The organism is Pigmentiphaga humi (assembly GCF_900606115.1).
Lineage (GTDB): Bacteria > Pseudomonadota > Gammaproteobacteria > Burkholderiales > Burkholderiaceae_B > Pigmentiphaga > Pigmentiphaga humi.
On the sequence record NZ_UWPJ01000024.1, the window covers coordinates 171,069 to 183,666 of the forward strand.

Annotated in this window: 10 protein-coding genes; 4 read left to right on the forward strand and 6 right to left on the reverse strand. The window is 68.9% G+C overall.

Going from position 1 to position 12,598, the window contains the following annotated elements; all coding sequences use genetic code 11:
• Positions 1-26 precede the first annotated feature (26 nt).
• Together PIGHUM_RS16155 and PIGHUM_RS16160 are read right to left on the reverse strand one after the other, a co-directional pair.
• Positions 27-1,649 carry a sulfatase family protein gene (locus tag PIGHUM_RS16155; protein WP_124080594.1) on the reverse strand — a complete coding sequence of 541 codons (1,623 nt, stop codon included), beginning with the start codon at positions 1,647-1,649 and terminating at the stop codon, positions 27-29.
• On the reverse strand, positions 1,649-2,632 hold the full coding sequence (locus PIGHUM_RS16160) for a Bug family tripartite tricarboxylate transporter substrate binding protein (RefSeq protein ID WP_160142313.1): 984 nt from the start codon (positions 2,630-2,632) through the stop codon (positions 1,649-1,651). The genes PIGHUM_RS16155 and PIGHUM_RS16160 overlap by 1 nt, the downstream gene beginning before the upstream one ends.
• A 200-nt stretch (positions 2,633-2,832) precedes the next feature.
• Here PIGHUM_RS16160 and PIGHUM_RS16165 point away from each other — a divergent pair, with 200 nt between their 5' ends.
• The gene (locus PIGHUM_RS16165) at positions 2,833-3,771 is read left to right on the forward strand and encodes an AraC family transcriptional regulator (protein WP_124080596.1); all 939 of its coding nucleotides are present in this window, start codon (positions 2,833-2,835) and stop codon (positions 3,769-3,771) included.
• Positions 3,772-3,789: 18 nt separating this feature from the next.
• On the opposite strand, the gene PIGHUM_RS16170 is transcribed toward PIGHUM_RS16165, so the two are convergent.
• From PIGHUM_RS16170 to PIGHUM_RS16180, 3 genes are all read right to left on the reverse strand, one after another.
• Complete coding sequence (locus PIGHUM_RS16170) at positions 3,790-4,647, reverse strand: universal stress protein (protein WP_124080597.1); 858 nt, start codon at positions 4,645-4,647, stop codon at positions 3,790-3,792.
• A 138-nt stretch (positions 4,648-4,785) separates the two neighbouring features.
• Entirely contained in the window at positions 4,786-5,817 is a 1,032-nt protein-coding gene (locus tag PIGHUM_RS16175; protein WP_124080598.1) for an NAD(P)-dependent alcohol dehydrogenase, read from the reverse strand.
• 166 nt (positions 5,818-5,983) lie between these two features.
• Positions 5,984-6,925 carry a LysR family transcriptional regulator gene (locus tag PIGHUM_RS16180; protein WP_124080599.1) on the reverse strand — a complete coding sequence of 314 codons (942 nt, stop codon included), beginning with the start codon at positions 6,923-6,925 and terminating at the stop codon, positions 5,984-5,986.
• Positions 6,926-7,165: 240 nt separating this feature from the next.
• Between PIGHUM_RS16180 and PIGHUM_RS16185 the strand changes: the two genes are divergently transcribed.
• Together PIGHUM_RS16185 and PIGHUM_RS16190 are read left to right on the forward strand one after the other, a co-directional pair.
• Positions 7,166-8,140 carry a Bug family tripartite tricarboxylate transporter substrate binding protein gene (locus tag PIGHUM_RS16185; protein ID WP_124080600.1) on the forward strand — a complete coding sequence of 325 codons (975 nt, stop codon included), beginning with the start codon at positions 7,166-7,168 and terminating at the stop codon, positions 8,138-8,140.
• 190 nt (positions 8,141-8,330) lie between these two features.
• Positions 8,331-9,443, forward strand: a complete 1,113-nt coding sequence (locus PIGHUM_RS16190) for a mandelate racemase/muconate lactonizing enzyme family protein (RefSeq protein WP_124080601.1) — start codon at positions 8,331-8,333, stop codon at positions 9,441-9,443.
• Between the two features lie 118 nt (positions 9,444-9,561).
• Here PIGHUM_RS16190 and norR read toward each other — a convergent pair whose 3' ends face one another.
• The gene (norR, locus tag PIGHUM_RS16195; protein ID WP_124080602.1) at positions 9,562-11,139 is read right to left on the reverse strand and encodes a nitric oxide reductase transcriptional regulator NorR; all 1,578 of its coding nucleotides are present in this window, start codon (positions 11,137-11,139) and stop codon (positions 9,562-9,564) included.
• A gap of 165 nt (positions 11,140-11,304) precedes the next feature.
• Here norR and hmpA point away from each other — a divergent pair, with 165 nt between their 5' ends.
• On the forward strand, positions 11,305-12,486 hold the full coding sequence (gene hmpA, locus PIGHUM_RS16200; RefSeq protein ID WP_124080603.1) for an NO-inducible flavohemoprotein: 1,182 nt from the start codon (positions 11,305-11,307) through the stop codon (positions 12,484-12,486).
• Positions 12,487-12,598: the final 112 nt, after the last annotated feature.

The following is a 12,598-nucleotide window of genomic DNA, read 5'->3' on the forward strand; positions in this document are numbered from 1 at the left end:
CCGGCGCCCGCTCCCGCGCCGGCCGCTCAGGCCTGGGCGCTGGGCAGCGGCGAGCTTTCCGAGAGCCGGATCATCTCGACCGCCAGCGCCGCCACCTGCCGGTCGCGCTCGGCGCGCGCGGCGGGTTCGTTCCAGAGATCCTCGGTCTCGTGCGGATCGGCCTCCAGATCGTAGAACTCGCAGACGGCCGGATCGTCGGACAGCGTGAGGCGATAGCGGCGGTCGAACAGCGTGCGCACCTTGAAGCGTCGCGGACGGCCGAACGCGTATTGCAGCGGCTCGCTCTCGACCACGATGCCGGCGCGCTCAGGCGCGGGGGCGGCGGCGTCCTGGATCTGCGGCAGCAGGTTGACGCCCTGGATGCCGTTGAACGGCGCCACGCCGGCCCGCGCCAGAATGGTCTGGGCGATGTCCACGCTGCCCGCCACCGTATCGAGGACCGCGCCGCGGCGCGCCTCGGGCAAGGCGGGATCGCTCCAGATGAAGGGCACCTGGGTCACGCTGCGGTAGTGCATCACGCCTTTGAGCGCAATGCCGTGGTCGCCCATCATCTCGCCATGATCGGAGGTGAAGATGACCACGGTGTCTTCGCGCAGGCCCAGTTCGTCGAGCTTGGCCAGCACGCGTCCCACGCAATCGTCGACCAGGCCGATCGAACCGTAGGTCAGCGCCGTCACCTCGCGGCACTCGCGCTCGTTCAGCGCGAACGGAATGTAGGCCTCGCGCGATGCGCCGGCCTGGGTGCGCTCATGCACCGCCTGCAGCAATGCGGGGCGCTGGTGCTGGTGGAACGAGGGCGGCAGCGGGATGCCGGCGGGGTCGTACATGCCCCAATACTTGCCCGGCGGCGTGAACGGATGGTGCGGGTCCGGGAACGAGCACTGGATGAAGAACGGCGCCTCGCCCCCGCGCTCGGCATGCTCCGCCAGCCAGGCGCAGGTCTGCTCGGCCACGTAGGTGGACGGATACAGCTCCACCGGCATGCGCGTGCGCCAGGCTTGCGGCGAATCGTAGCGCGCATCGGGAATGGCGTTCTCCCGGCCGCGCAGGCTGTCGGGGTCGGGATGGCGCTGCGCCAGCCAGCGCGCGTAGTCGCCCTGCACCCGGTCGCCGTGCATGGTGCACAGGCTGACGTGGTCGAAGCCGTAGAACGGCGTCCGTACCGCGAAGTCCGGATCGGCCTTCCAGTAAGGCGTCCATTCGTTGTCGTAGTCGCGGCCGCGGCGGTGATGCCGGTGCGCGTCCTGGAGCGCGTCCGAAGGCGGCCGGCCGCCGTTGAGGTTCTCCCAGCCGCGGATCGGCGGATTGTTGTAGCCGAAGTTCTGCAGGTGGGACTTGCCCACCAGCGCGGTCGCATAGCCGGCTTCGCGCAGCAGCTCGACGAAGGTGACGTCCTCGCGCGAGAGCGGAATGCCGTTGTGCAGCACGCCGTGCAGCGAAGGCATGCGCCCGGTCATCAGCGTAGCGCGATTGGACATGCAGGTCGGACTGGCCACATAGAACCGGCTGGCGCGCACGCCCGTGCCAGCCAGGGCGTCGAGGTGGGGCGTGCGCAGGATGGGATTGCCGTAGCACCCCAGATGATCGGCCCGCTGCTGGTCGGTCATGACCAGCAGGATGTTGGGCCGCTTGGCGGCGGGCTGGCTCATCAGTCGGCGGAGATGTTGAACGCTTTGATGATCTTGCCGTAGTCCTCGTACTCGGCCTTGGCCATGCGCGCCAGGTCTTCCGGCGAGCCGCCCAGCGGCACTTCCCACTGGTTCTTGAGCTTGGCGACCGTATCGGGCATCTGCAGCGCCGCGTTGAACTCCTTGTTCAGCTTGTCGACGACCGCGGCGGGCGTGCCCTTGGGCGCGAACACGCCGTACCAGGCGCCCGTGGCGGTGTTGGGAAAGCCTTGCTCGGCCAGCGTGGGCAGCTCGGGCATCAGCGGCGAACGCTCTTTCTCGGCGGCGCCCAGCGCGACCAGCCGGCCGGCCGCGATGTGCGGCGCGACCACGCCGATGGCGGCATAGGTGATCTTGACGTGTCCGCCCACCACGTCGGCCAGCGCGGGCGCCACGCCCTTGTACGGTACGTGCAGCATGTTCACGTCGGCCGACTTCTTGAACAGCTCGCCGGCGATGTGCATGGGCGAACCGCTGCCGGGGGTGGCGTAGGCCAGGCCGGGCTGCTTCTTGAGCAGCGCCACCAGTTCCTTGGCGTTGTGCACGCCCAGCGAGGGATGCGCGACCATGATCATGGCGCCCTTGGAAGGCGCGATCACCGGCGCGAAGTCATGGAGCACGTCGAGATTGATGTTGGTGCCCTTGGGCAGCACGTGCGGCGCGATCAGGAAGGTGTTCGGGGCGAACAGCAGCGTATAGCCGTCGGCCGGCGCGCGCGCCACCGCTCCCGCGCCGATCATGCCGCTGACGCCGGCGCGGTTCTCGACGATGACGGGCTGGTGCAGCCGCGCGGCGAGCTTCTCGCCCAGCATGCGGGCGCCGATGTCCGGCCCGCCGCCGGGGGGATAGCCGACGATGATGGTGATGGGCCTGGAGGGAAAATCCTGGGCCTGCGCGGGCGCGGCCAGGGCAGCCAGCGCAACGCAGCTCAAGGCGAAGGCGAACGGGCGGAGCAATGCAATCATGGAAACACCTGTGGACCGGAAAAAGCGAGCGGATTGGGGGATCAGGGCCCCCTTGTGACGCAGGTGTGGCCCCGCGCTGATTCTTTCTTGAAAGCCCACCAGCCTCCACCCCAATAACGACTCATTACGCCGCAATTCGTCCCAGCTCCGGGACATTACCGATACAATCGCGAGGGTAGACGGCACTGGCGGAGGCAAGCGTGGATGTCTTGAGCGAAGTCCTGTCGGGTTGCCGCGCCGAAAGCGCCACGACGGGGCGGTTCACCCTGCATGCGCCGTGGTCGCTGGAATCCGTCGGCATAGACGGCGCGGTATTCCGCATCGCGCGCGGCGCGCCGTACTGGATACACCTGGAAGGCGCGCAGCCGCTGCAGGTCTCGGCCGGCGACCTGCTCCTGCTGCCGCGCGGCGGCCGGCACGTCATCTCCTCGGCGCCGGGCCTGCCCGCGACCCCCTTCACCAAGGTGCTTGCCGACTACGGCATGAAAGAGCGCGGCGAAAAACCGCTGGTCTTCTCGGTCGGCGGCGCAGGCACGCCCACGGAGCTGTTCACCACCATCGTCAACTACGGTCCTGCGGGACGAAATGCGGTGCTCCGTTTTCTGCCTCGCGTCATCCACCTGCGCGAGAACGACATCCATTTGGCCGCGTGCCTGGCGCCGACCATGGAAATGTTCATCGAGGAAAGCCTGAGCCGCCAGCCCGGCTGGAAACTCTCGGCGGCGCGCATGGGCGACCTGCTGATGGTGCACGTGCTGCGCGCCTACCTGCTGCGCCACCGGGAAACCGACAGCACGCCCGACTGGCTGCGCGGCTTGTCCGACCCCAAGATCGGGCAGGCGATCATGCTGATGCACAACGCGCCGGAGCAGCCCTGGTCGCTGCCGACATTGGCCGATACGGTATGCATGTCGCGCTCACGATTTGCCGCGCGTTTCCGCGAACTGGTGGGCGTCTCGCCCATGGCCTACCTGGCCTCGCGGCGCATGGAACGGGCGGCCGAGCGCCTCAGGCTGGGGCCCGTGCGGCTGGCCGACGTCGCGGAACTGGTGGGATACAGCTCGGAGAAGATCTTCGCGCGCGCCTTCCGCCGCTGGGCGGGCATGCCGCCCAGCGAATACGGCAGGCGCGCGGAATAGCGCTGCGCCTCGGGGGCGTCAGGCTTCCTGCTGGCGCACGATCAGCACGTCGCAAGGCGTGTGCTGGATCAGTTGCTCGGCCACGCTGCCGATGGCGGTGCGCAGGATGCCGGTGCGGCCATGCGTGCCCAGGACCAGCAGTTCGGTCGGATGGCGGGCGACGTAGTCGGCCACGACGTCCTCGGGCAGGCCGTGTTCGAGCTTCCATTCGAGGTCCGGGCGGTTCAGCGTCGCGCCATGAGTCTGCAGGAAGGCCGCGACCTCGCCATCGGCCGCGGCCTTGGCCTGGGCGACCGTGGCGGCATCCGGATGCGCCTTGGCCGTGGGATAGGCATGGCACAGCACCGGGCGGGCGTCCGGGAACAGCGTCAAGGCGGTCTGCAGCGCCTGGCGCGAGCCTTCGGAGAAGTCGATTGCCGCCACCAGATCGCGGTACTCATGATGCGGACGCTCGCGCACGATCAAGACCGGGACCTCGGCCTCGCGCGCCAGTTTCTCGACCGTCGTGCCGAGCAGCAGCCGGCCCAGGGTCTCGCCGCGCGCGACGCCGGTCACGATCAGGTCGCATCCCCTGGCCTGCGCGGTCTTCTTGATGACCTCGACGGCATTCCCTTTTTCCACCACCAGTTCGATCTCGACCGCCGCGTCGCCCAGGCTGGCGCGCAGCCGGCTCTCCGCGGCGTTGCGATCGGCGGCCGGGTCGCGGCGCGCGGTCAGCACGTCGTTCAGCGTAGGTTCGATGGCGCAGACCGCCACCAGCTTGGCGCCGTGCGCCTTGGCCAGCTGCACCGCCCGGTCGAGCGCGCGGTCGCAGCGCGCGCTCAGGTCCGTGGCGAGCAGGATGCAGCGCAACGGCTTCGTGGAAATACCTTCCATGTAATTCTCCCTGTATGAACCGGGCCGCAGCCCGGCCGGCCGACGCCGGATCGATATGAATGAAACAGCCTCTGGCGGGCGTTCGCCGCCTAAGATACCAACGGACGAGCGCAGCACAAAATCGCGGGGCACCGGCGTTTACGGAACCAGCACTCCCCGGCCGCGTATGCGGCCCTCGCGCAGGCGCTGGTAGACCTCCTGCGCCTGCGCCATCGGAAAGGTTTCCACGTCGACGTGGATGTGGCCGCTCTGGGCCATGGCGATCACTTCCATCAGTTCGGTGCGCGATCCCCAATAAGGCACCGACACTTGGCATCCGTAGGGCGGGCTATTGGCGGCATAGTGGACCACGCCGCCCGCGAGCCCGACCACGCTCAGCCGCGAACCGCGTCCGACGATGCCGACGCACAGGTCCACCGTGGTCTGCGCGCCGACCAGGTCCAGCGCCAGCACCGCGCCGCGCGGGCCGGTCAGCGCGCGGATCGCGTCCGCCGCCGCCTGCGCGTCGCGCGTGTTGATCGTATGCGCGACGCCCAGCTCGCGCGCATGGGCCAGCTTGGCGTCGTCGACGTCGCAGGCCACCAGTTGCGCCGGCGTCAGCGCCCGCAGCAGCTGCACCGCCATATGGCCGAGTCCGCCGATGCCGACCACCACCACGGTGGTCTCGGGAGTCAGCAAAGGCAATGCCGCCTTGATCGCATGGTAGGGCGTCAGTGCCGCGTCGCTCAGCGGCGCCGCGCTGACCGGATCGAGCGAGCCGAGCGACACCAGCAGGCGCGACGACGGCACCAGCATGTAGTCCGCCATGCCGCCGTCGGAGCCGAGCCCGCCGCCGAAACTGGGGATGCTGGCGTGGTTCTCGCAATAGTTCTCGGCCGACAACTGGCAGGTGTGGCAATGGCCGCAGCCCCATGGGCCGTACACCGCGACGGCGTCGCCCTCTTTCCAGCCTGTGACCCCGGCACCCAGCGCGGCGATCCAGCCGGCGTTCTCGTGTCCCAGCGTGAACGGCCCCTTGAAGCCTTCCATATCGTCGAGGATGTGCAGGTCGGAATGGCATACGCCCGCTCCCGCCACCTTGAGCAGCACCTCGCCCGGCCCGGGCTGGGGCACCGGGACGTCGTGGATTTCAGGGGGCCTGCCGGTCTCGATGAAACGCACCGCTTTCATGAGAATCTCCTTGTTGGCTCGCGTCACGCGCGTGGGGACACGCGCTGTCTCCAGCATACGCATCGTGCGCGGCCGATCGCAATCCCGCCGCGCCGAAAGTTTGTTCTCGATCAAGGATTGGTCACGAATACCGCCGCCGAGCCCCGGCCGGTGCCAGGTCTCCGGTTCAGGCCGGAGCGGACGCCGGCGGGCGGATCGCCGCGCGACCTGCTCCGCGCAGGGTCGATTCGATGTGTTCGGCCAACAGGCGCGCGCCCGGGGCGGGCAGCCGCCGGGTTCCCGTGGCAAGCCGCAAGTCCATGGTCATGGGAGGCCCGCCGGTGTGCAGTTCCACCAATGCGCCCGACTCGATGTCGCCGCGCACGGCCTGCGCCAGCGTGCACCAGATGCCCACGCCCGCCGCCGCCAGTTCGCGGACCATGCCGGACTCGGTCGCGCGCGAGGCGACCGGCGTATGGCCGATACCGGCCTCCCTGAGCATGTCGGCCATCTGTTCCGAAAACCCCGAACGATGCGCCGCCCGCACGAATTTCTGCCTGGACAGTTCGTCGGGATCAATATGCGAGCGGCCCGCCAGCGGGTGCGAAGGCGCGGCCACCAGCGCATAGCGCTCCACGCTGATGGCGCGGCTGGCCACGCCCTCGGGCGCCCAGCGGCTCAAGAAGCAGCCCAGGTCGGCCGTGCCGTCGCGCAAATGGGTCACGACCTCGTCCAGGGTGCCTGCCACCAAGGCCAGCTCGTACTCGGGGTGGGCGCGGGCGAAGCTGGCCAGCACGGGCGGCAGCACGGCATTGGCGACGGGGCGCTGGCAGGCGAACAGGATGCGGCGGACGGTCCCTGCGCCGACCTCCAGGGCCTCGGACAATCGGGCCACGTCGCTCAGCATCGTCCGCGCGTGGGCCAGCACCCGTTCTCCCGCCTCGGTCAGGACGGCGGAACGACCACGCCTGCGCAGGAACAGCGCCGTGCCCGCCCGCCGCTCCAGGGCCTGGACATGCTGGCTCACGGAAGGCTGGGCAATGCCGAGCCGGTTCGCTGCCGCGGCGAAACTGCCTGTCTCGGCGACCGCCGCCAGCACTTCCAGACCACGTGGCGAGAGATTGATCATTGCGTGTCTCCGATAGGCTTCTGCCTATATCTCATATAGGGCGGCGGCCCGTTGCCGAAACCGCCCCTGATTGATGATACTGCCAGAGGTAGCCCACCCCTGCCCGCTTGCGCGGGCCGCCTCGACGAGGCGGCGCCGGCGGACCGAAGCCGGATCCGCGGCGCCCTGTTTCGGGCGGCGCACTTCCAGGGGCCGCGGGCGGCGCGCAGCGCCATAGGAAACTGATACGGAGACATTGTCATGAAACGATTACTGGCGCCCATGCTCGCGCTGGCGGCGCTCTTCTGCGGCGCCGCCGCTGCCCAGCCGCAAGCGGCCTTCCCCGCCAAGGGCGTGCACATCATCAACCCCTTCCCGCCCGGTTCACCGGTGGAATATACCGGCCGCCTGCTGGCCCAGAACCTGGAGCAGCACTGGGGCAAGTACGTGATCGTCGAGAGCCGCTCCGGCGCCGGCGGCACCGTCGGCGCCAATTACGTGGCCAAGGCCGCGCCCGATGGGCACACGCTGCTGGTCACCACCGCTTCGCCCGTCTCTTTCGCGGCAGCCCTGTATGAAAAACTGCCCTACGATCCGGTCCGGGACCTGACCCCGATCTGGGGGCTGGTCACGCCCGGCCAGGTCGTCGTGGTCAACGATCAACTGCCGGTGCGCACGCTCAAGGAACTGGTGGCGTATGCCAAGGCCAATCCCGGCAAACTGTCGTACGCCTCGTCGGGCATCGGCACCGTGCAGCATTTCGGCGGCGAGCTGTTCCAGGCCCGCACCGGCACCAAGCTGATCCACGTGCCCTATCGGGGCGGCGCGCCGGCCGCGACCGACCTGGCCGGCGGCCACGTCCAGGTCATGTTCGATTCCCTGACCAACCAATTGCGCAACATCGAGGCGGGCAAGGTCCGGCCGCTGGCCATCCTGCGCGACAAGCGCGACGGCAAGCTGCCGGACGTGCCGACCGCGGCCGAGGCCGGCGTGCCCGGGATCGAACTCGTCAACTGGATCAGCCTGTTCGCGCCGGGCGGCACGCCCGCCGAAGTCGTGCGCACGCTGCGCCAGACTACCAAGTCGGTCATGGCCGAGCGGGACGTCGTGGCCAAACTCACCGAGACTTTCGGCGAAGCCCAGATCCTCGATGGCGAACAACTGGCGAAGATGATCCCGGGGGAGGCCCGCATGTATACCGAACTCGTCGAAACCGCCGGCATACCGAAACAATGATCTCCCTTACGCGCTGACGCGCGCCCCTCAGGGGGCTCTACTTACGGACCGGCGGAGCCGAATCCGCTGTGCCCTGGATCCGGGGAGGGTATCCTGGCTTGCGGCACGCGTTTCTTGCCCGGGAGCACGCCGGATCGGGGGGCGTACTTTCAAGCGCCGCGGGTAGCGCGCGGCGCGATGGAACACTTTCATGAAAATCACACACGTCGAAACCGTCCTGATCAGCGTCGAGCTCAACCGGGACTACCGCGGCAGCGTCTATAGCGTGCCGCGCAAGAATGCCATCATCACGCGCGTCCACACCGACGAGGGCCTGGTCGGTCATTGCGTCAACGGCGAGGGCAGCCTGGAAAGCCACCAGCAGGCGCGAGCCATCATCGATCAGGAACTGGCGCCCATGATCCTGGGGCTCGATCCCGTCTCGATCGAGACGCTGTGGTCGCGCATGTGGGTCGCCACCCACCGGGGCGGGCGCGACAAATGGTCGGCGGTGCGTGCCGTCTCGTGCGTGGACAGCGCGCTGTGGGACCTGCTCGGCAAGCGGGCCGGGCTGCCGCTCTACCAGTTGTGGGGAGGCGCGCGCGACGCGCTACCCATCGTCGCCATCGGCGGCCAGTACCATGACGGCTATGCGCCGGAAGACTACGGCGCGGAGATGGTGGAATACCGCGAACTCGGCCTGGCCGGCTGCAAGTTCAAGGTCGGCGGCCGCAGCGTCGAGGAAGACCTGGCCCGCACCCGCGCGGCGCGGCGCGCCGGCGGCGAGGACTTCGTCCTGTTCGTCGATGCAAACCGCGGCTGGAGCCGCGCGCAGGCGCTGGCTTTCTGCCAGCAGGCCACCGACCTTGGCCTGCGCTGGTTCGAAGAACCGTGCCACTGGGATGACGACCGCCGCGATCTCGCGCTGCTGCGCGCCCAGACCGGGCTGCCCATGGCCGCGGGCCAGTCCGAGATCACCGTGCAGGATTGCCGCGACCTGATGCTGGACCGCGCCATCGACGTCTGCAACCTCGACGCCAGTTGGGGCGGCGGCCCGACCGCGTGGCTGCGGGTGGCGCGCATGGCCGCCTGCTTCGGCGTGCAAATGGGCCATCATGGCGAGCCCACCGTGGGCTCGCACCTGCTGGCGGCGGTCGAGAACGGCACTTATGTAGAAACTCACCACCCCGACCGCGATCCGATCTTCCACCAGATGCTGATCGGCAGGGGCCGGATAGAGAACGGCCTCTATCACCTGCCCGAAGGCCCGGGATGGGGCATCGACTTCGATCCGGAGTTCATCGCCAGGCATCGTCTGGACTGAGGAGCGCGCGAGCCCGGCCTGGCGCTGCAGTGGGCGGCTCGCGTGCCGGCGTCGCGCTGGCGCGATTACGCGTTGCGGCCGGCGAGCGCAGCCGGCTGCAGAACGCCGCCGATCTCGATCACCGCCGTCCGCGATGATCGTCCGCCACCCCCAGCCGCGCGCCCAGCCTCGCCAGGTTGGCCCGATCCAGCCCCAGCTCCCGCGCCGCGGCGGACCAGTTGCCGGCATGGCGCGCCAGCGCCGCGCCGATCAACTCGCGCTGGTAGTCGTCCACCGCCTGCCGCAGCGCCACCGGCACGTGCGCGCGCACGGCCACCGCATCGGCGCTTTTGCCAATGGGCTCCGCCGCACCCGGCCTTGCCGCTTCGTCCAAGCCCAGGTCTGCCGCCGTCAACGTCAGGATGGCGGGCCGCCGGGGATGCCGCGCCAGCGCCTTGAGCGCGCTGCGACTGATCAAGTGTTCGAGTTCTCGTACGTTCCCCGGCCAGTCGTAGGCCAGCAGCGCCGTCTGCGCATCGGCCGACAGCCGCAGGTTGTTCAGGCCCAGCCGCGCCCGGTTCTCTTCCAGAAAGGCGCCGCACAGCAGCAGCACGTCGCGGCCGCGTTCGCGCAAAGGCGGCACCCGCAGGGGATAGACGCTGAGCCGGTGGTAGAGGTCGGCGCGGAAACGCCCCTTGCGGACTTCGTCGGCAAGGTCGCGGTTGGTGGCCGCGATCAGCCGCACGTCGACGTGATGCTCGCGATCCGAGCCCAGCCGCTGCAACTGCCCGCTCTGCAGCACGCGCAGCAGCTTGGCCTGCACCGGCAGCGGCAGTTCGCCCACTTCATCCAGCAGCAAGGTGCCGCCGTCGGCCAGTTCGAACCGGCCGCGCCGGTCTCCCACCGCGCCCGAGAACGCGCCTTTAACGTGGCCGAACAACTCGCTTTCGACCAGCGCTTCGGGCAAGGCCGCGCAATTGAGGCTGACCAGCGGCCGCGCCGCGCGCGGCGATGCGGCATGCAAGGCCTGGGCGACCAGCTCCTTGCCCACGCCGGTTTCGCCCATGACCAGCACGGTGAGATCGCTGGCCCCGACCGAGCGCACTTCTTCCAGCAGATGCCGCACGACCGCGCTCTGCCCCAGCAACGGACGCGCCTGGGGCTGGGCCGCTGCGCGATAGACCTCGGCGCGCTGGTACTCGTCGCTCGCTCGTGAGGCCAGCTGCTGCAGCCGGTCGGCCACGCTCACCGTGGCCGCCGCCAGGCTGGCGAAGGCCTGCAGCACGTCCAGGTCGCGCGCAGAAAAGCGGTCGATCTCCAGCGCATCCAGCGTCAGCAGCCCCCAGGGCCGTTCGGCCACGCGCAGCAGGCACCCCATGCAATCGTGAACCGCGAGCTCGCCCTCGACCAGGCCGTCGTAAGGATCGGGCAGGTCGATGCCGGCCGGAAAACGCGTCGGTCCATCGGCCTCGAGCAGCAGCCGCAGCCGCGGATGGTCGGCCACTTTGAAGCGCCGGCCCAGCGTATCGTCGCTCAAGCCCTCCACCGCCAGCGGCACCAGCCAATCGCCTTCCAGCTTGAGCAGGGCTACCGCATCGCAAGGTACTAGGTCGCGCAAGGCATGGAGCAGCCGCCGGTAGCGTTCGCGCTCGTCCAGCTCGCGGGCCAGATCGTCCACTAGCGGCACCAAGGCGTGAAGCAAAGGATTTGCTGTCATATTGACTACGTTCAAGTCAAAAAAACTCTTTCCCGATAGATGTCATTATGACTCAAATCCAGGCGATGCCGCACTGCAGCGCGCGCAACGGGTTGGCACGGTTCTTGATAGAAGAAAGACATCGGCCGCCGCCGTCCGGCCCCGGCCCGTCCCTGTGGAGATACCATGCTGTCCGATCAACAACGCGCCATCGTCAAAGCCACTGTCCCCCTGCTCGAAACCGGCGGCGAAGCGCTGACCACGCATTTCTATCGCATCATGCTGGCCGAATATCCGGAAGTGCGGCCGCTGTTCAACCAGGCCCACCAGGCCAGCGGCGCCCAGCCGCGCGCCCTGGCCAACGGCGTACTGGCCTATGCGCGCCACATCGACAATCTCGCGCCGCTGGGCGGCCTGGTCGGCCAGATCGTGAACAAGCACGTCGGCCTGCAGATCCTGCCGGAGCACTATCCCATCGTCGGCGCTTGCCTGCTGCGCGCCATCCGCGAAGTGCTGGGCGCCGAGATCGCCACCGACGAAGTGCTGGACGCCTGGGGCGCGGCCTACCAGCAGCTCGCCTCGCTGCTGATCGGCGCCGAGGAACAGCAATACGCGGCCAGGGAACAGGCTTCCGGCGGCTGGCGCGGCGCCCGCTCCTTCCGCGTCGAGCGCAAGGAAAGCGAAAGCGCCGAGATCGTCTCGTTCTACCTCGTTCCGGTCGATGGCGGCCCCGTGCTGGACTTCCAGCCCGGACAGTACATCGGCCTGAAGCTGGTCGTGAACGGCGAGGAAATCCGCCGCAACTACTCGCTGTCGGCCGCGCCCAACGGCCGCGACTACCGCATCAGCGTCAAACGCCAGTCCGGCGGCGCCGCGTCCAACTACCTGCACGACCACGTCCAGCCCGGCGACGTGGTGGACGTGTTCCCGCCCAGCGGCGACTTCACGCTGCAGGAAAGCGAGCGCCCGCTGGTGCTGATCAGCGGCGGCGTAGGCATCACCCCGGTGCTCGCCATGCTGCAGTCGGCGCTGCAGACCGATCGCCCCATCCGCTTCATCCACTGCGCCCGCAACCGCGACGTCCATGCCTTCCGCGAAGACGTGGACGCCGTCTCGGAGCAGCACGCGCACGTCAACCGCTTCTATTGCTACGACGAGCACGACGGCGAAGCCGGCCAGCCCGACGCGACCGGACTGCTCACCAAGGAACGGCTGGGCGAATGGCTGCCGGCCGACCGCAACGCCGACGTCTACTTCCTCGGTCCCAAGCCCTTCATGCGCAGCGTACGCCGCTACCTGAAGGAACTCGGCGTGCCCGACGCGCAAAGCCGCTACGAGTTCTTCGGCCCGGCCGAATCCATAGAATAAGAACAGGGTGCCGCCACGCGCTACGCGCGTGGGGGCGAGCCCATCAGTTTCACCATGTCCAGCTGGCGGATGATGCGGGCAGTGGCCTCCACCAGCGGCGGGAGGGGGGCGC

Bases quoted from the DNA above. Each gene is read 5' to 3' on its own strand.
- hmpA (WP_124080603.1), top strand. From the start codon at position 11,305: ATGCTGTCCGATCAACAACGCGCCATCGTCAAAGCCACTGTCCCCCTG.
- PIGHUM_RS16175 (WP_124080598.1), bottom strand. From the start codon at position 5,817: ATGAAAGCGGTGCGTTTCATCGAGACCGGCAGGCCCCCTGAAATCCAC.
- norR (WP_124080602.1), bottom strand. From the start codon at position 11,139: ATGACAGCAAATCCTTTGCTTCACGCCTTGGTGCCGCTAGTGGACGAT.
- PIGHUM_RS16155 (WP_124080594.1), bottom strand. From the start codon at position 1,649: ATGAGCCAGCCCGCCGCCAAGCGGCCCAACATCCTGCTGGTCATGACC.
- PIGHUM_RS16185 (WP_124080600.1), top strand. From the start codon at position 7,166: ATGAAACGATTACTGGCGCCCATGCTCGCGCTGGCGGCGCTCTTCTGC.
- PIGHUM_RS16180 (WP_124080599.1), bottom strand. From the start codon at position 6,925: ATGATCAATCTCTCGCCACGTGGTCTGGAAGTGCTGGCGGCGGTCGCC.
- PIGHUM_RS16170 (WP_124080597.1), bottom strand. From the start codon at position 4,647: ATGGAAGGTATTTCCACGAAGCCGTTGCGCTGCATCCTGCTCGCCACG.
- PIGHUM_RS16190 (WP_124080601.1), top strand. From the start codon at position 8,331: ATGAAAATCACACACGTCGAAACCGTCCTGATCAGCGTCGAGCTCAAC.
- PIGHUM_RS16160 (WP_160142313.1), bottom strand. From the start codon at position 2,632: ATGATTGCATTGCTCCGCCCGTTCGCCTTCGCCTTGAGCTGCGTTGCG.